At 57.4% G+C, this 18,830-nt stretch carries 15 protein-coding genes; 14 read left to right on the forward strand and 1 reads right to left on the reverse strand.

Features of this window, described 5'->3' with window-relative positions; all coding sequences use genetic code 11:
- Positions 1 to 295: 295 nt before the first annotated feature.
- Entirely contained in the window at positions 296 to 3,415 is a 3,120-nt protein-coding gene (locus IEY52_RS13090) for a sensor domain-containing diguanylate cyclase (protein WP_189003146.1), read from the reverse strand.
- 446 nt (positions 3,416 to 3,861) lie between these two features.
- On the opposite strand from IEY52_RS13090, the gene IEY52_RS13095 reads away from it, so the two are divergent.
- The 14 genes from IEY52_RS13095 to IEY52_RS13160 all read left to right on the forward strand — a co-directional run bounded on the left by IEY52_RS13095 (position 3,862) and on the right by IEY52_RS13160 (position 18,829).
- Entirely contained in the window at positions 3,862 to 4,554 is a 693-nt protein-coding gene (locus tag IEY52_RS13095; protein ID WP_189003147.1) for a helix-turn-helix transcriptional regulator, read from the forward strand.
- Complete coding sequence (gene aceB / locus IEY52_RS13100) at positions 4,529 to 6,061, forward strand: malate synthase A (protein WP_189003148.1); 1,533 nt, start codon at positions 4,529 to 4,531, stop codon at positions 6,059 to 6,061. The genes IEY52_RS13095 and aceB overlap by 26 nt, the downstream gene beginning before the upstream one ends.
- A gap of 1 nt (position 6,062) precedes the next feature.
- On the forward strand, positions 6,063 to 7,286 hold the full coding sequence (locus IEY52_RS13105) for an allantoate amidohydrolase (RefSeq protein WP_189003149.1): 1,224 nt from the start codon (positions 6,063 to 6,065) through the stop codon (positions 7,284 to 7,286).
- A gap of 3 nt (positions 7,287 to 7,289) precedes the next feature.
- On the forward strand, positions 7,290 to 8,027 hold the full coding sequence (gene allE / locus IEY52_RS13110; protein ID WP_189003150.1) for a (S)-ureidoglycine aminohydrolase: 738 nt from the start codon (positions 7,290 to 7,292) through the stop codon (positions 8,025 to 8,027).
- Between the two features lie 304 nt (positions 8,028 to 8,331).
- A complete protein-coding gene (locus IEY52_RS13115) occupies positions 8,332 to 9,582 on the forward strand; it encodes a M20 family metallo-hydrolase (RefSeq protein WP_189003151.1) in 1,251 nt (416 codons plus the stop codon).
- A gap of 151 nt (positions 9,583 to 9,733) precedes the next feature.
- Positions 9,734 to 10,237, forward strand: coding sequence for a 2-oxo-4-hydroxy-4-carboxy-5-ureidoimidazoline decarboxylase (gene uraD / locus IEY52_RS13120; protein ID WP_189003152.1), 504 nt, complete (start codon positions 9,734 to 9,736; stop codon positions 10,235 to 10,237).
- Positions 10,224 to 11,591 (forward strand): NAD(P)-binding domain-containing protein, encoded by a 1,368-nt coding sequence (locus IEY52_RS13125; protein WP_189003153.1) that lies wholly within the window; start codon positions 10,224 to 10,226, stop codon positions 11,589 to 11,591. The genes uraD and IEY52_RS13125 overlap by 14 nt, the downstream gene beginning before the upstream one ends.
- On the forward strand, positions 11,579 to 11,920 hold the full coding sequence (gene uraH / locus IEY52_RS13130; protein WP_189003154.1) for a hydroxyisourate hydrolase: 342 nt from the start codon (positions 11,579 to 11,581) through the stop codon (positions 11,918 to 11,920). Before IEY52_RS13125 ends, uraH begins: the two co-directional genes overlap by 13 nt.
- On the forward strand, positions 11,921 to 13,228 hold the full coding sequence (allB, locus tag IEY52_RS13135; RefSeq protein ID WP_189003155.1) for an allantoinase AllB: 1,308 nt from the start codon (positions 11,921 to 11,923) through the stop codon (positions 13,226 to 13,228).
- On the forward strand, positions 13,149 to 14,531 hold the full coding sequence (locus IEY52_RS13140; RefSeq protein ID WP_189003156.1) for an FAD binding domain-containing protein: 1,383 nt from the start codon (positions 13,149 to 13,151) through the stop codon (positions 14,529 to 14,531). Before allB ends, IEY52_RS13140 begins: the two co-directional genes overlap by 80 nt.
- Entirely contained in the window at positions 14,528 to 16,813 is a 2,286-nt protein-coding gene (xdhB, locus tag IEY52_RS13145; RefSeq protein WP_189003157.1) for a xanthine dehydrogenase molybdopterin binding subunit, read from the forward strand. The genes IEY52_RS13140 and xdhB overlap by 4 nt, the downstream gene beginning before the upstream one ends.
- Positions 16,800 to 17,603, forward strand: coding sequence for a xanthine dehydrogenase accessory protein XdhC (gene xdhC, locus IEY52_RS13150; protein WP_189003158.1), 804 nt, complete (start codon positions 16,800 to 16,802; stop codon positions 17,601 to 17,603). Before xdhB ends, xdhC begins: the two co-directional genes overlap by 14 nt.
- Before the next feature lie 38 nt (positions 17,604 to 17,641).
- Positions 17,642 to 18,103 carry a hypothetical protein gene (locus tag IEY52_RS13155; protein WP_189003159.1) on the forward strand — a complete coding sequence of 154 codons (462 nt, stop codon included), beginning with the start codon at positions 17,642 to 17,644 and terminating at the stop codon, positions 18,101 to 18,103.
- A 45-nt stretch (positions 18,104 to 18,148) separates the two neighbouring features.
- The gene (locus IEY52_RS13160; protein ID WP_189003160.1) at positions 18,149 to 18,829 is read left to right on the forward strand and encodes a hypothetical protein; all 681 of its coding nucleotides are present in this window, start codon (positions 18,149 to 18,151) and stop codon (positions 18,827 to 18,829) included.
- Position 18,830 lies beyond the last annotated feature (1 nt).

Here is an 18,830-nt window from a genome sequence, read left to right on the forward strand (position 1 = left end):
TTTGCTCAAAGGAATTCTAACCCATGCCCTGCAAAATCCACATGTCAAAATGAAGCGAAAATTCCAGCGCAGCCGTGCTCAAAACACACCAGGGTCTTCCCTGAGAACAGAACCCTTTCAGGGTCCAGCATCAACAGCAAAAAGTGCGTACAAAAGCAGATTTACCACAAAAATCCCTGTTCAGCCCTGCCTTTTTGCACCCATCTGATGAAACATAACCTGCAGATGTGCTGCTGGATTTTGAAGGTCTTTTTTGCTTTCAGCACCAGAACATGCAGGCTGCCCCCTTTGTGGTTCAGCGGGACTGTTTCTTCTGGTTTTTGTGGGCATACATGCGCCCGTCTGCGGTGTGCATCAGGGCTTCTGCATCCTTGCCGTCCCTGGGGAAAGCCGCAAACCCCACACTGGCTCCGGCCTCTGGAAAGCCCATCTGCTGCAAATCCTGCACGGCCTGTTCCACCACATGCAACGCCCCCGGATCGGAGGTGGAGGCCAGAATCACCATGTATTCATCGCCACCCAGACGGTACACCCGGTCTTCCCGGCGGCAGGCAGCCCTGAGGGCATGTCCGAAGCTGGAAATCAGCTGGTCTCCCCTGGAGTGTCCCTGCAGGTCATTGACTTTCTTCAGGCCGTCCAGGTCGATGTTCAGCAGACCAAAGCCATCCTGGTGGCGTTCTGCCCGGCTGATCTCGGCCTGCAAATCCTGATGGAAACTGCGGCGGTTGAGGAGCCCGGTCAGGCTGTCGCGGGTGGCGGCATGCTCCATTTCACGGGTGTACTTCTGGCGCTCAATGGAGGTGTTGATGCTGCGCACTGCAGCCTCCAGCAAGGCGCGGTCCTGGGGGGTCCAGGGGCTGATCTGGTGCATGCGGTTCAGGGCAAAAAACAAAGCCTGCAGCTCGTTCAGACGCACCAGTGGGAGCAGGGCCGTGGCACGCACCCCCACCTCTACGGCTTCTGGCAAAGCCTGGGCATGGTGCAGGTAATCGTCCACGTAAATGGCCTGCTGGCGTTCCATCACCTGCCACAGCAAACTGGCCTGAGACAGGGAACGCTGGTCGGTCAGGGCCTGGAAATCCTCTGGAACAAAAGGGCTTTGCCAGCAGGTGTAGGTGTTGATGTCTGTTCCGCTGAGCGTGACCACCCCGGCCCAGTCCACCCGGCACACCTGCCCCAGGATGGTCAGGGCTTCGCGGGCCAGTTCTTCTGGTAAAGCATTTCTTTCGCTGAGACGGGAGATTTCGGTCAGGGCATTGGAGTATTCCAGGGCCTGCAGCAAAAGGGCCTCGTCCTGCTTGCGTTCGGAGATGTCACGGGTGCTGGCCTGCACTTCCATGATGTGTCCTGTGAGGGGATCGCGGATCAGGTGGGCACTGGTCTCTGCCCACACCGTTGAGCCATCCTTGCGCACCAGTCGGTACTGAAACACCCGCATTTTCTCGGAGCCCTTCATCCATTCCTGCCGGGCAGCAAAGGTGGGGCGGTCTTCGGGAAAGATCAGGTCATCCACCTTCGTGCCCACCAGTTCTTCACTGGTGTAACCCAGCAAGGTCTGGCTGTATGGAGAGACAAACCGGAACACCCCATCTGGTGCCTGCAGGGAAATCATGTCGGTGGCGTTCTGGGCAATCAGGCGGTAACGGGATTCGCTTTCCTGCAGCTGTCTCTGCAAACCCACCAGGGGCGTCACATCGGTGAACAGCACAAAAAACCCCTGCACCTCGCCGTCCTGCACATCTGGAATGTAGGAGGCCTGGGTGTGCATCAGGGTGCCCTCATGGGTGATGAGGTCCCGCTGGAAATGCTGCACCTCTCCCTGCAAAGCTTTTCTGGCATGAGGCAGGTTGTGCTGATAATTGACTTCTCCGATCACGTCCAGCATGGGTTTTCCGTGGATTTCTTCCAGGGTCATCTGAAAGAAGTCCAGGTAAGCCTGATTGGCAAAACGCATCTGCAAATTGCGGTCCCAGTACCCCATCATGGCAGGCACATGGTCGATGGTGGCCTGCAAATCCCTCTGGGCCTGCTGCAAAGCCTGTTCAGAGGCCCGCCTGCGGGTGACATCCCGGATGGTGCCCACCACCCGGAGGGGTTTCCCCTGGGGGGAACGGGAGACCACATTGCCCCTTTCGCTGATCCAGATCCACAAGCCATTTTTGTGCAGCATGCGGTACTCTGCATTGTAATTCTCGGTTTTGCCGTCCAGGTGCTGCTGAAACAGGATTTCCACCTGGGACAGGTCTTCCGGGTGGACCCTGGAACGCCAGGCTTCTTCGGTGTCCGGAAGTTCCTGGGGCCTGCACCCCAGAATCTCCTTCCAGCGGGAAGAATAATACACCTGCTCAGAGCGGGCATCCCAGTCCCACAGGCCATCCTGGTTGCTCTCCACCACCAGTTGCCAGCGGGCCTCCAGATCGCGGATTTTCTCTTCCTGCTGGCGTTCTTTTGTGACATCCTGCACCATGCCCAGCAGTTCCGTGCTGCCCTGCTGCTGCCGTGGAAACATGCGGCACACCCAGCGGCGCTGTGCTGGCGACAGGAAAGCCACCTCCTGCTCGGTTTCCCTGTTGCTTTGCAGGCACTGCTCCAGGCTTTTCTGAAAGGCCTGATAACTTTCTGGTGTGAACCAGCCACTGAGCTGACTGACCGAGAGGGTCCCCGGATAATACCCCAGCAGTCCCTTGATGGAGCGGGAAAAAGTGATGGTCCTGGCCTGCACATCAATCTTGAAACTGGACACCCTGGCCAGTTTGTGCGTGCTTTCCAGTTCGGTGTTGATGCCTTCCAGATGGTCCTGATAGCGCAGGGTTTCAGAAACATCCTGAATCTGGGCCACAAAAGCTTCAGGGGTGCCGTCTGCTCTGGTCAGCATGGAGACATTGAGTTTGATCCACAAGATTTCACCAAACCGGGTGATGTAGCGCTTGATCAGTTCGTAGGTGTCGATTTTCTTTTCCAGCAGGAGCTTCACATAGCCCAGATCGGTTTCCAGATCATCCGGGTGGGTGATGTCCTGAAAGGTGCGTTTCAGCAACTCTGCTCGGGAGTATTTCAGCATTTTGCACAGGGCATCGTTGACGGTCAGCCAGCGGCCCTCCGGGCTCACCAGGGCCATGCCAATCGAGGCATGCTTGAAAGCCAGTGAAAACACATCGTCTTCCTCTTTTTCTGCTGTGGGCACCGGGTAAACCAGCACCTGCCATCCTGAGGCTGCTGGCTCCCGAAAAACCTGCAAAAGTTGACCCTCCAGCTCAAGTTGCTCTGGAAGGGGCTCAGGGTGGGTTTGCAGCTGGGTGCGCAAGGTTTCCAGAACCTGTGGCTGGGGTGCAGTCAGCCAGTGAACGCCTTCCAGTTCAAAGGAAGAAGTCACATGCAGGATGCACTGGAGGCTGCGGGGATCGGGAAGGGTCATCTTGCTCCTTGCTGGCCCTGGTTTCAGGTCTCTGGGTCCAATCTTCTGGTTTATTGTGCCAGATCTGGCCTGACAGGGATCCCACCCCGAATGGTCAGATCTGACAGGTCAGAGAATCTGTTCATGTTAACAAACCGGAATGAAGGAGGAATAAAATATTGTGCATTCCGAATGCAGGTTTTTGGTTCTGGATGAGGCATCACCTTTCTTACAACATCCAGCTCAGCCTTTTTGCAGGCACCTTTCCTTCTGCCTTTTTCTTGATCCTGACTGAGTGCCTTCTTGACCCCACGACGTGTGCAAAAGCAATTTTGCACGCTGGGTCGCCACCTTCTGCTTTCAGCCTTCTGCGCTGTGCTTTTGGCCCTCGGCTTTTGCCCTCTGCTCGCTCATGACATCCTGTCCAGAAATTTGACAATCTGCCATCCCTCTCCTTAGACTGCGTCATGGCACGCAAGCCAGATCCTGCACCCACAAATCCGGCCCATCAGTCCGCTTTTGCTGCCCTGGAGTCTCTGCTGGATGGACTGACCCTCACGCTGGGAAGCCATGCTGAGCTGGTGTTGCATGATTTTGCCAATCCCGAGCACAGCGTTAAAGCCATCTCTGGAAAAGTCACCCACCGCAAAATCGGAAGCCCCATCAGTCCGAATGTGCTTTCCATCATGCAGGAAGGCAATTCCGCACAACCCAGATTGAACGTGGTGAACCGCACTGCAGAAGGCCGCATCATCAAAACCAGCACCCTGCCCGTGCGGGACGAACAGGGAAACGTGTTTGGGGCGGTGTGCATCAACCTGGATGTCACCGAACTCAGGCTTGCGGCAACCTTACTGACAGAACTGGGTGGCGGGGAGCCCGTCAGCACCCAGAGTTTTCCCCTGGAAGTCAGTGAGACGGTCCACAGTGTTCTGGATGAAGAGGAACGTAGACTCGGGATAAGCCTTGCACGCCTTTCCAGAACCGAGAAACAGAGGCTGTGTGCCCTGCTGGACCGGCGGGGCGTGTTTCAATTGCAAAAAGCCATTCCAATTGTTGCAAAACGGCTGGGCCTCTCACGGGCAAGCATTTACAGTTACCTGTCGGAGTTGCGCCAGCCAGAAACGGGGAACCATGACCCTATTGGCCCAGGCACCTGAAGCCTTCCGTGAGATTCTTTCGCCCGAAGCCCTGGAATTTTTGCAGAAGCTGCATGTGGAATTCAATGCCCGCAGGCTGGACCTGCTGCAGAGACGCGAAGACCGCAAATTGCGACTGGACGCTGGAGAAAGCTTTGGTTTCCTGCCCGAAACCGAACACATCCGCACCTCAGACTGGAAGGTCAGCCCGGCACCGCAGGATTTGCAGGACCGCCGGGTGGAGATCACTGGCCCCGTGGACCGCAAAATGGTGATCAATGCGCTGAACAGCGGCGCAAAAGTCTTCATGGCCGATTTTGAAGATGCCAACAGCCCCACCTGGGAGAACTGCATCCAGGGCCAGATCAATCTGAGAGACGCTGTTGCAAAAACCATCTCCTTTGAAGGATCCGGCAAAACCTACACCCTGAACGATGAAATCGCCACCCTGCTGGTCCGTCCCAGAGGCTGGCATCTGGACGAGAAACACCTGCTGTTCTTTGGCATCGAGGTTTCGGCCAGTCTGTTTGATTTCGGGCTGTACATCTTTCACAACCACGAGCAGCTGAAGAAAAACGGCACCGGAGCTTACTTTTACCTGCCCAAAATGGAAAGCCACCTGGAAGCCAGATTGTGGAACGATGTGTTCAAGTTTACGGAGGACCAGCTGGGGCTGGAACGGGGATTTATCCGGGCCACGGTGTTGATTGAAACCCTCCCTGCTGCCTTCGAGATGGAGGAAATCCTGTATGAACTGCGCGAGCACTCTGCAGGCCTGAACTGCGGACGCTGGGATTACATCTTCAGTGCGATCAAGAAACTGCGCTCCAGAAAAGACTTTATTTTGCCAGATCGGGGCAAGGTCACCATGAATGCCCACATGATGCGCTCTTACTCGAAGCTCGCCATTCAGACCTGCCACAAACGGGGAGCACACGCCATTGGCGGCATGAGTGCTTTCATTCCCGTCAAAAACGATGAGGAGGCCAATAAAAAAGCCTTCGAGCAGGTGCGTATGGACAAAGAACGCGAAGCCGGAGACGGACACGACGGCACCTGGGTGGCCCACCCCGGCATGGTGCAAATCGCAAAAGAGGTCTTTGACCGCCTGATGCCCGAAGCCAACCAGCTTTCCAGGATTCCAGAAGCGCAGATCACCGTGCAGGACTTGCTGACCGTTCCAGAAGGGACCATCACCGAACAGGGGCTCAGGCAGAACATCAATGTGGGCATCCAGTACATCTGGTTCTGGCTCTCAGGATCTGGAGCAGCACCCATCAACAACCTGATGGAAGACGCGGCCACAGCAGAAATTTCCAGAACGCAGGTCTGGCAATGGATGCAGCACGGGGCACAACTGGAAGACGGGCGCACCGTGACGCAAGAACTGGCCCAGCAGATCCTGCAAGAAGAACTCGAAAAACTGGGGGAGAAGTACCAGAAAGCTGCAGACCTGTTCTGGAAAGTGGCCTGCACCACCCCCCTGATCGACTTCCTCACCGTGCCGGGTTACGAGCTTCTGGCCTGACATGGACGCCCGGACCCTGACCGAACAGGTGCTGAAACGCTGTGAACTGCTGTCCCACTGCACCGATGTGCCGGGACAGGTTCACCGGTTGTTTCTGTCTTCCGCCACCCGTGCCGCCCACCGTTACCTCACAGACTGGATGAAAGAAGCCGGTCTGGAGGTGCGCGTTGACCCCATCGGCAACGTGCGGGGCATCAAACGCAGCAAGAACCCGCAGGCCAGGACCTTTCTGGTGGCCTCCCACATCGACACCGTGCCAAATGCAGGCAAATATGACGGCACGCTGGGTGTCCTGATGGGCATTGCCCTGGCAGGGCTTTTCAGAGCAGAGGACCTGCAGCACCACCTGGAAATCGTGGCTTTCAGCGAGGAAGAAGGGGTCAGGTTTCAGCAGCCTTTTCTGGGATCAAGCGTGCTGGCAGGCACCTTCCAGTCCGACTGGCTCAAGAAAAAAGACTTTGAAAACCAGAGCCTGTCAGAAACCCTTTTCAAATGGGACCTGGACCAGAACCGCATCCCCATTGAGGCTTTTGAACCCAGAGAACTGCTGGGGTACCTGGAAATCCACATCGAACAGGGACCCGTGCTGGCAGACCAGAACCTTCCTGTGGGCGTGGTCAGTGGGATTGTCGGCCAGAGCCGCCTGAACCTGACTTTTCTGGGTCAGGCTGGACACGCCGGAACCACCCCCATGCCCCTGCGCAAAGATGCCCTGACTGGAGCGGCAGAATTCATCTGCTGGACCGAGGAATACGCCCTGAGCAACCCCGGTCTGGTCGCCACGGTGGGCAAAGTGGAGGTGAGGCCCAACACCAGCAACGTGATCCCCGAACAGGTCACCGTCAGCCTGGATGTGCGCCACCTCTCCGACGAGAAGCGCGTGACCGCCGTGCAGGAACTGCTGCACCAGGCCCACATGATCTGCCAGAAAAGAAACCTCGGGCTGCAACACGAATTCCCCCTGGACCAGCAGGCCGTGATCTGCGAGGACCGTTTCATGGAGGCCCTGCTGGACGCCTGCAAATTCTGTGGATTGCCCGAATTCACCCTGCCCAGCGGAGCAGGACATGATGCAATGGTGCTGGCGAAAGTCACGGACATTGCCATGCTGTTCGTGCGCTCACCCAATGCCATCAGCCACCACCCCTCTGAAACCGTAGAGCCCGAAGATGTTGAGGCCGCCCTGAAAGCATCAGGGCATTTCCTGAGCCAGATCCTGAGGTGAACCATGCAAAGACTGGGCTTCACAAGATCCAAGATCCGCAGCAACTACACCCTGCACACCCCCGATGCCTTCGTGCGCGCCCCCCTGCCAGGGATGCAGAATGCAACAGCCATCGTGCACATCTCCCCCCACCTGGGCGCAAAATTCACCCAGTACACTGCAGAACTGCAGGCCGGCGGCCGTCTGGGCACGTTGCCTGCAGGATTCAGCCGTTTTGTGTACGTGCATGGCGGGGAAGTCAAACTCACGCTGGGCACCGACCAGCGCACCCTCAAATCCGCCAGTTACGCTTGCTTTCCCCCTGGTCTGTCCCACGACCTGCACTCTGATGAACCCGCCCGCATGACCGTGATTGAAAAACCTTACATGCCGCTGGGAGAAATCCCACCTCCCCCATTTGTGATCGGAAATGCTGCTGAGGTTCTGGTCAAACCCCTCCCTGGCGAGGACCGCATTGATTTGCAAACCCTGCTCCCGGACCACCCTGCTTTTGACTTTGCAGTCAACGTGATGACCTATCCTCCGGGCGTGACCCTCCCCTTTGTGGAAATTCACGTGATGGAACATGGTCTGGTGATGCTGCAGGGCGAAGGGGTCTACCTGCTGAATGAGGACCACCATGCGGTCAAAGCTGGAGATGTCATTTACATGGCCCCTTACTGCCCCCAGTGGTTCACCTCCTCCAACGGAGTGAGCGGGTATCTGATTTACAAGGATGTGAACCGGCACCCGCATGTGTAGCCCTCACAATTGTTGCGCTCTGGAGATGGCTGCCACGTCAGATCCCCTTTGCTTTTGAAGATCACTTGCCTGTGGGTTTCCCCTGCTTTTGCGCTCTGGAGATGGCTGCCACGTCAGATCCTCCTGCTTCTCGCTTTGCTCGAAGGTTCCCCCTTAACGAAGGGGGATTGGTCTAGGCCTACATCAATCCCCCAACGCTGACGGGGGACCGCGCCAAACGCAGTGAGGCGCAGGGGGATCTGACCCTCAGCACTCCCAAACGCACACCCCCCTCCAACAGAACCCACCCCCCAGAGGACCCCCAATGACCCACACCCCACTGAACATCGACCTGGACACCCTGATGCTGGAACTGGAAGAGCTGGCGGCTTTCAGTGACACCCCTGCCCCGTCGGTGACGCGGGTGCTCTGGACCGAAACCGACCAGAAAGCCAGATCTTACCTGAAAACCCGGATTGAGCAGGCCGGGTTTTCCTGGCGGGAAGATGCCACCGGGAACATCTTTGCCACCTTTGAAGGGAAGCAGCCCAGATTGCCAAAGGTGGGCACAGGTTCCCACATCGATGCCATCCCACACGCCGGAAAATACGATGGCACTGTGGGCGTTCTGGGAGGCCTGGAAGCCATGCGGACCTTGAAACGCTCAGGTTTTCAGCCCAGAAGGTCCATTGAACTGCTCATCTTCAATGCAGAGGAACCCACCCGCTTTGGGGTGGGCTGTCTGGGGTCCAGAATGCTCAGCGGTGCCCTGAAACCCGAAGAAGCCCTGAAGTTCAGGGATCAGGAGGGCCTGTCTTTCGAGGAGGCCCGACAGCAGGGCGGGTTCTCAGGAGACCTCAACCAGATCAGACTCCACGAGAATTACTTTTTTGCCTTTGTGGAACTGCACATCGAGCAGATGCCGAACCTGGAAAAACAGGGGCTTCCGATTGGGGTGGTGACGGCCATTGCTGCCCCCAGCAGTTTCAAACTGCACCTCACCGGGCAGGGGGGTCACGCAGGTGCCGTCCTGATGCCTGACCGCAAGGATGCTTTTCTGGCTGCCAGTGAAATCGCCCTGTGCATCGAGCAGGCCGTCAAAGACCACGGCAGCATCGACACAGTGGGCACCGTGGGGCTGGTCAACGTGTATCCCAACGCCATCAACAGCATCCCCAGCAAGGTGGATCTGGGCGTGGATTTAAGGGACATCGATGCAGACCGCAGAGACCGGGTGCTGCAAGCCCTTTTGCAGGCTGCAGAGGACATCTGCCTGAAGCGGGGCATCAAACTGGAACTGGAAATGCTCAACCAGGACCCCCCCGCAAAATCCGACCCCATGCTGGTCAGAACCATTCAGAAGAACTGCGAAAATCTGGGGATTGCGTACCAGAACATGGTCTCCCGCGCTTACCATGACAGCCTGTTCATGGCCCGCATTGCTCCCACGGCCATGGTGTTCATTCCCTGCAAGGACGGCATCAGCCACAGACCGGACGAGTACAGCAGTCCAGAGCACATCAGGATCGGGGTGGAGGTGCTGGCGGGGGTGCTCAGGGATCTGGGGGAGGTTTGACTTTCCCCCCCACACCCCCTAAACTACCTTAACTTTGGCGTTCCCCTCGCTGAAAATGCCCTGCCCATGAGGAAAAACATGGGGCTGTTCCTGCCTTCTGAAGTTCTTCTGGAAACGCGCTCCCCCCACCTGTGTGGTGAAAGGAGTTGGAATGTTGAACTTTGCGAACCTTAAAACGCTGGACCGCGAACTGTTTGTGCGTGAACTCGGGTGGCTGTTCGAGCACTCCCCCTGGGTGGTTGAGCGGGCCACAAAATACCTGCCCTTCAAGGACCTGGAAGGAATGCTGTGGGCTTTCAAACTGGTCTTGCAGGATGCCACCCTGGAAGAACAACTCGCCCTGATCCGGGCGCACCCTGACCTTGCCACCAAAGCCAAATTGACAGATGCCTCGCAGCATGAGCAGGGCAGTCTGGGGCTGGACCGTCTGGATCCGGAGCGTTTTGAGCTGTTCCAGAAACTCAACAATGCCTACAAATCGCGTTTTGGTTTTCCCTTTATCATTGCCGTCAAAGACAACACCGTGGATTCGATCCTGCAGGCTTTCGAGGTGCGCCTGATGAACGATGCCGATTCTGAACGCAGAGAGGCCATTGGGCAGATTGAACGCATCGTGTACCACCGACTGAAAGGGGCGCTCAGTGACACTGTTTGAACTGGAAGACCGTGTGAAAAAGGACCTGGAGTTGCTGCGTTATCCGGCCCGCGACTGGATTCCTGAAACCCCGGACACGCTGGATGTTTTGATCATTGGAGGAGGTCAGGCAGGTCTGACCATTGCGTTTGGCCTGCTGCGAGAACGGGTAAACCGCATTCTGGTGCTGGATGAGCACCCCGAGGGCCAGGAGGGGGTGTGGGAGAACTTTGCCCGCATGCGCACCCTGCGCACCCCCAAACACCTGACCGGGCCAGATCTGGGCATTCCCAGCCTGACCTTTCAGGCCTACTTTGAGGCCCGTTTTTCTGAGGAGGAGTACAGGAACATGGGGAAAATTCCCCGCCCGCTCTGGATGGAGTACCTGCGCTGGTTCCGGCACATGACGGGTGTTCCGGTGGAAAACCAGTCCAAAGTGCAAAAAATCATTCCGCTGGACCAGGGGTTCGAGGTGGTGTACAGAACCCCGGAGGGCATCCAGTCGCACCGGGCCAGAAGGGTGGTGTGGGCCACCGGAATGGGTGGGGCAGGCCTCTGGAAGAACCCGGAGTATGCTGCAGCGCTTCCCAGAACCCACTGCGCCCACACCTGCGAGGAGATCGATTTTGAGCATCTTGCAGGAAAAAGGGTGGGGGTGCTTGGGGCGGGAGCAAGTGCTTTTGACAATGCCGGAAGTGCGCTGGAAGCCGGGGCAAAAGTGGACCTGTACATGCGCCAGAAGGCTTTCCCAAACGTGAATTACTACCGCTTCTTCGAGTTCACCGGGTTTCTGAAGCACACCGCAGACCTCCCCGATGAACAGAAACTGCAGTGGCTGAAATTCCTGCTGGCCCCTCAACCGCCCACAGAGGACAATGTTTCTCGCACCCGCAACCATCCCGCTTTCACCTTGCATCCGTCCTGCAACTGGAAGTCTGCCCGCTTTGAGGAGGGGCAGGTGGTGGTGGACACCGATCTGGGCGAGGAGCGTTTTGATTTTGTGATTTTCGGAACGGGATTTCAGGTGAACCCACGGGTGCGCCCGGAATTTAAGCTGTTCCGCGAGTTCATCCTGACCTGGGGCGACAGATACCCCCTGCAGGGCGATGTTGCAGAGTTTTACCCGTACCTGGGACCAGATTATGCTTTTCAGGAAACCCAGCCTGGATGCTGCCCACCGCTCAAGCACCTGTACGACTTCACGTTTGGAGCCACAGCCAGCATGGGCCTGAGTGGAGCGTCCATTTCCAGCATGAAGTACGCTGTTCCCCGCCTGATCGACAGCATCACCAGAAGCTTCTATCTGGAAGATGCAGAGCATTTCCTCAACCGCGTGAAACTCTATGCGGACGAGGAGGTCACATGGCCGGTCTGACCACCCACGTGCTGGACCTGACCCTGGGGGTGCCTGCAGAGAATCTGGTGCTGAGGCTTTACCGCTGGGCTGAACACCGGGAACTGATCAAAGAGGTGTCCACCAATGCAGATGGTCGCACCTCTGAACCTTTGCTTGCCCCGGAGGAACTGACCCTGGGCAGCTATGAACTGGAATTTGATGTGCTGGAGTACCACAATGCTGCTGGCATCACGGGTGGGTTCCTGACGGTGGTGCCCATCCGGTTTCATGTCACGGACCTGAGCCGCCATTACCATGTGCCCCTGATGCTTTCGGCATTTGGGTACAGCACGTATCGGGGGTCTTGAATGCTGGATTTGCTGGTCAGAAATGCAGTGCTTCCTGGTGGCGAGAAGCTGGACATTGGCGTTCAGGATGAGAAAATTTCCGTGCTCTCCCCTGAAGTGGAGGAAGACGCAGAGCTCGTTCTGGATGCAGAGGGATTGACCCTCCTGAGTGGTGTGATTGACATGCACGTGCATTTCAACGAACCCGGGAACACACACTGGGAAGGGGTTTTCACAGGATCAAGGGCCTTTGCAGCCGGGGGAGGGTGCGTCTTTGTGGACATGCCCCTCAATTCCATCCCGGCCACACTGGACATGGCCAGCCTGAACTTCAAAAAAGAGGCCATGAAGCAATCCCAGACCGATTATGCGCTCTGGGGCGGCCTCACCCCCATCAACCTGGACCAGATGGAAGAACTCGCTGCGGGGGGCGTGATTGGCTTCAAGGCTTTCATGAGCGATTCGGGCCTGCCTGAATTCCAGAATGCCAGTCCTGGCGTGCTGCATAGGGGCATGGAGATCGCAGCCAAACTGGGCCTCCCGGTGGCGGTGCATGCCGAGGATCCCCAGCATCTGGGGGCCTACCATGGCCTGACCGATTTCGCGCAGTCCAGACCCACCCAGGCAGAGAACAGTGCCGTGCAGATTGCGCTGGACATTGCAAAAGACACCGGGTGTCACCTGCATCTGGTTCACCTCTCCAATGTGGAAGCCGTGATGCTGGCCCTCAACGCCAGAGAGCAGGGCGTGAAAGTCAGCATCGAAACCTGCCCCCATTACCTGTTTTTCAACGAGCAGGATTTGCTGGACCAGGGGGTGGTTCTCAAATGTGCCCCTCCCTTGAGGCCAGAGGTGGACCGCCGAATGCTCCTGAAAGCTGTGGAGAAAGGCTGGGTGGATGTGATCGGCTCAGACCACTCGCCTGCACCACCAGACATGAAAAGGGGCGATTTTGCTGCAGCCTGGGGCGGCATTTCCAGTGTGCAGACCACTTTAAGCGTGCTGCTCACCCTGGGCCTGACTTTTGAGCAGATCGGAAAACTGCTCAGTGAACATCCTGCACAGGTGCTGGGCATGGCAGGCAAGGGCAAACTGCAGGTGGGCCTGGATGCAGATTTTTTCCTTCTGGACCCTGCACAGAAGGTGCTGACCCCCGGAGAACTTCATGACCGCCACAGGCTGAGCCCCTATCTTTCTCACCCCCTGAGGGGTAGAGTGCTATACAACTTTGTGAGAGGACATCCGGTGTATGAAAGAGGGCAGTTTTCCAGTTTCACCCCAAAACACATCCAGCGCAGCCAGAACCTCTCTGAGGGTCAATGGCACTGAGCACCTGCTCCATCCTGAACAGCTGACCGTTCCCCTGCTGCACACCTTGAGGGAACTGGGCTTCACCAGTTGCAAGGAAGGGTGCGGAGAGGGCGAATGTGGGGCCTGCGCGGTGGTCATCCGTTCTGCCAGCCCGCAGGGAAGCCCTTACACCCCCCTGAATGCCTGCCTCACCCTGACCGGGAGCGTGGTTCATCATGACGTCCTGACCGCTGAAGGGTTGCACCAGCACCCTGTACAGGAAGCCATGGTAAACTTCAATGGCTCGCAGTGCGGATACTGCACGCCGGGCTTCGTGATGAGCATGTTCGCGGAGTATTACAGGGAGCGGCCCTTTGATCTGGAGGCCATTTCGGGGAACCTCTGCAGGTGCACTGGATATCGGGCCATCCGGGACGCTGCCCTGTCCCTGCCAGAACATGCCCCGGACGCTTTTTCTGCGCTGGAACTTCCTGATGTGCAGGCCCTGGAATCAGGGCACTTTTGCCGCCCAACCAGCCTGCAAGACGCATTGTTGCATCTGCAAGCCCATCCTGACGCTAAAGTTCTGGCCGGGGGCACAGACGCCATTGTGGAGTACAACCAGCGGGATGTGCGGCCTGAACGGTATCTGGATGTCAACCTGATCCCGGAACTGAAGGTGCTCTCCAGAACAGAAAACGGGCACCAGGTGGGGGCGGCAGTGACCCTCAGCGAACTGGAAAGCATTTTGCCTGCTGGACTCAAAAGAGACTGGCTGGACCGCTATGCTTCCCGGCTGATCCGCAACCGGGCCACCCTTGGGGGCTCTCTGGTGACGGCCTCCCCCATCGGGGACGCTGCGCCCCTCTTGCTGGCCCTGGATGCCCAGGTGTTCATTGCCACGCTGGAAGGGGAAAAACGGGTCTTTCTGTCGGAGTTCTTCACGGGGTACCGTTCCACCCTGCTGAAACCCGGAGAACTGGTGCAGGCCATTGAATTTGCAGAGATTCCCGAAACGCTGCAGTTCTGCAAGGTCACCAAACGACACCACGACGACATCAGTTCGGTGGCCCTGGGGCTGGACATCCGCATGGATGAGGGGGTCATTTCCCATGCCCGCATTGGACTCGGAGGGGTGGCGGCCACCCCCATCAGGGCCAGAGAAGCCGAGGAGCGCATGGTCGGGAAAAAACCGGATGAGGCCCTCAAAGTGGCAATGGAGGTTCTGCAGGACAGCCTGAAGCCCCTCAGCGACCACCGGGCCAGCAGCGAATACCGCAAACAGGTCACCCTGAAGCTGATCGAGGCCTATTTTCAGGCGCACCTGGGGGTTTCTGTATGAGCAAGCATGAAAGCGCCTGGCTGCACGTGAGCGGCACCGCCAGATTCACCGAAGACCTGACCCTGGACCACCCACACGCCCTGCACGCCTACCCGGTGCAGTCCCCCCATGCCCATGCGAAAGTGCTGGGCATCGACACCACCCTTGCAGAGAAGTCTGAGGGCGTGGTGCGGGTGCTGACCGCCAAAGACGTGCCCGGAGAGAACGACACCGGCATTTCCAGACGCGATGAACCCCTCTTTCCCGAAACCATCGAGTACGCTGGGCAGGCCGTGGTGTGGGTGCTGGCCAAAACCCGTGAGCAGGCCAGAATCGGAGCACAACTGGTCAAGGTGGAATATGAGGCCATGAAGCCGGTGCTGGACCTGAAAGATGCCATTGGGCAAGGGTCTTTCCACAGTGCGCCCATCCGCATGGCGAGAGGATCCATCGATCAGGCCCTGGAAAACGCAGAGCACCTGAAAGAAGGCGAACTGGACATTGGGGGACAGGAACACTTTTATCTGGAAACCCATGCCAGCCTCGCCAAACTGGACGAAAGTGGGACCATGTACGTGCATTCCAGCACCCAGCACCCCAGCGAAACCCAGGACATCGTGGCCCGTGTGCTGGGCGTGCCCCGCAGTGAGGTGATCGTGCAGTGCACCCGCATGGGGGGCGGCTTCGGGGGCAAGGAATCCCAGTCCAACCCCTACGCTTCGGTGGCCGCACTGGGAGCAAAACTGACCGGGAAACCCGTGCTGGTGCGCCTGAGCCGCGCCCAGGACACCACCCTGAGCGGCAAACGGCACCCTTTCCATGCCCGGTACCAGATCGGGTTCACCTCTGAGGGGATGCTGCAGGCACTGAAGCTGGACCTCTTTGCAGATGGCGGCTACAGCCTGGACCTCTCCGAGCCGATTGTGTCCCGGGCGCTCTTTCACTCGGACAACGCGTATTTCATTCCGCACATGCAGGTGACCGGACGGGTGTGCAAGACCCACAAGACCTCACAGACAGCATTTCGCGGGTTTGGAGGGCCGCAGGGGATGGTGGTGATCGAGCACCTCATGGACCTGATTGCCCGCACCCTGAACCTGCCCCCCCATGAAATCCGGCAGAAGAACTTCTACACCCCGGAGCAGACCACCCACTACGGCCAGCAGGTCACAGACGCCTGGAAAATGAACCGCGTGTGGGAAGAGGCCCTGCTGCGCAGCCATTACCTGAAGCGCGCAGAGGAAATCCGCGCCTTCAATGCCCAGAGCAAGAACCCCCAGAACAAAAACAGGGTCAGAGGGCTGGCGATCACTCCCGTCAAATTCGGGATTTCCTTCACCATGACGGCCTACAACCAGGCTGGTGCATTGGTCCTGATCTATCAGGATGGCAGCGTGCAGGTCAACCACGGCGGCACCGAAATGGGCCAGGGGCTGCACACCAAAATCCAGGCCATTGCTGCAAAAACACTGGGCCTCCCCACCGAAAAAATCAAGGTGATGCCCACCCGCACAGACAAAGTGCCCAATACCTCTGCCACTGCAGCCTCCACCGGCTCTGATCTGAACGGTGGGGCCGTCAGGAACGCCTGCGAAACCCTGAAAGACCGCCTGCTGGAGGTGGTCGCAAAATTCCACAAACTGGAAAAAGCCCACCTGACCCTCACAGACGGGGCGTTCTGGCACGGGCTTGAAAAACTCTGGACCTTCGAGGAGGCCGTCAGAAGCGCCTATTACCAGCGCGTCCAGCTGTTCAGTGATGGGTTTTACGCCACCCCCAACATCCACTGGGACAGGGAAAAAGCAGCTGGTCGGCCTTTCGCTTACTTCGCTTATGGGGCCTGCGTGGCCGAAATTGAACTCGATCCGGTCACAGGCATGCACCAAGTTCTGCAGGTGGACATCGTGCACGATGTGGGCGAGAGCCTGACCCCCAGCATCGACCGCGGCCAGATTGAAGGTGGGTTCATTCAGGGCATGGGCTGGCTGACTTTAGAAGACCTGCGCTGGAACGACACCGGGATGCTGGCCACCCGCAATGCCTCCACGTACAAACTGCCCACCCTGATGGATGCACCGGATGTGTTCAACGTTCACCTGCTGGAAAACGTGCCCCAGGAAGGCGTGGTGTTCGGATCCAAAGCCGTGGGAGAACCCCCCCTGATGCTGGCCATTGCTGTTCGGGAAGCCCTCAAGGACGCCATCCACACCCTGACCGGGCATTTTGCGGATGTGCCCTCCCCCATCACGCCAGAAGTCAGTTTCTTTGCCTCCAGCCTGAAGAAAACCCATGTTCTGGGCTGAGTGGACCGACACCCTGCAAAAACTCGCCGCAACCAGAGAGGACACCGTGATGGTCACCCTGGCTGCGGTGCGGGGCCATGCACCCCAGAAACCTGGCGTGAAGATGCTGGTGACAGAGGAACGCATTTACCACACGCTGGGGGGCGGTTTCATGGAGCACCACGCTGCTGAAAAGGCCCGCAAGCTTTTGCAAGACGGCACTTCTGAACCCGTCTCAGAAATCCTCAGGCTCACGGCAAAAGAAACCCCGGCCCACACCGTGCAGTGCTGCGGCGGCGAAGTGACCCTGCTGTACGAGGTGGTGCGCTTTAAAAGGCAGTCCGTGGCGATTTATGGTCTGGGGCACATCGGGCAGGCGGTGGCCTTTCATCTGGGCAGGTTGCCAATAGACCTGCACCTCTTTGACAGCCGTGAAAACCAGCTTCCAGAACTGGACACCTCCAGAGCCAGAATTCATGCACAGCAAGTGCCCATCCCGGAGGCCACCGTTTCAGATTTGCCGCAGGGCACCCTGATCCTGATCATGACCCACGACCATGCCACCGACCTTGCTGTGCTGGAAATGGCCTTAAAACGGCCTGATTTTCCCTTCATCGGGGTGATCGGATCCACGGTCAAACGCCAGAATTTCCGGCAACATTTGCTGAAAGAGGGGTTTGTGCAGCATGATCTGGACAGAATCACCTCTCCGGTGGGCCTTGCCAGCATTGCCAGCAAAGACCCGGAAGTGATCGCCCTGAGCGTGTCAGCGCAACTGCTGGAAATGCTGTCCAGAACTGAAGTTTCCTGACCTTGTTTCTTGACCCTGCTTTTGACACTGGAGGCAATGTGCGATTTTTCAAAGGGCTTTTTCTGGTGCTGACTGGTTGTTCTGTCGTTTCTGCTGCCCCTCTGAGCAGCAAAACCCTGGCTGTGCTGGGCAGCAAAACCCGCATCGTCACCCAGTACAAAACCCAGTTCAGAACGGTTTACCTGCTGCACAACGCAGAAAACAACCTTTACGCCTATGTGGCCCAGTCCAGCAAAAACCCTGCCGAAGTGGGTGGATGTGTGCTCAGACCTGAAAAACAGGTTCTGAAGATGCAACAATGGATCAAAAAAGACGGCCCTTTCACCCTGCACAGTGGCAAAAAATTTCCCGTGTATGATGGATCGCTGTACATCCAGCTTGCAAACAAATCCTCTGGCAAACTGCTTTATGACGGGGTGGTTTACGGTTACCCCTACAACACCTATGATTTTGAAGACCTGTACCGTCTGGTGGATTGTGTTCGGTCCAAACCCCAGTGATGGTCCAGCAAAATCCTTTAAGGGGAGTCCCTTTTGAACCTTTTGATGAACACTTTGGTCCAGAGCATTGTTTTGCAATTGTTTCCCAGACGCGAAGCTGCCGCTTTTCTTGCCAGACAGCCGCTGAAGGCAATCTTGCTGTTTTTTGGGGCCAGTCTGTTGTTCTGGACGGTTCTGGACAGTGTGTTTGCTTCTGTCCTTTCAGGAACAGCTTTCTGGGCTTTGATGGGACGAAAACTGGCTTTCTCTGTGGTTTATCGGGTGCTGGAGGTGGGAATGCTGTGGGGCCTGATCTGGATGTTCACCCGAAAAAACCAAGTTCAGGGTGCGCTCAAACCCTGGCTGACCCAGCATGCGGTTTACCTGCTGCTGTTCGATGGGCTGCTGGGACTCTTCTTTGGAGGATTTCAACTGCATGCACACCTGAGGCAAGAAGACGTGTTTCTGGTCTCCAGTCCAGGACTGAACTTCAGTTCTGCTCTGCAGCTCACCAAATGGCTTTTGATCGTGCCCGAGGTGCTCTTGCTCATCTCCATGGGTGTTCAACTGTGCAGGGGCCTGAGCCTCAAACCCATCGTGGCGGGGTTGGTGCTGCTGGGAGTCTTTTTCCTTTCCAACCTGGCTGGATTGCAGCTGCTGAATTTTCCCAATGACCGGAATGTGCTGATGATGGCTCCGCTGCACCTGCTGGTTTTGCGGTGTGGATGGCTGAACATCTGTCACTGAA

It is taken from the genome of Deinococcus roseus, from assembly GCF_014646895.1.
GTDB classification, from domain to species: domain Bacteria; phylum Deinococcota; class Deinococci; order Deinococcales; family Deinococcaceae; genus Deinococcus_C; species Deinococcus_C roseus.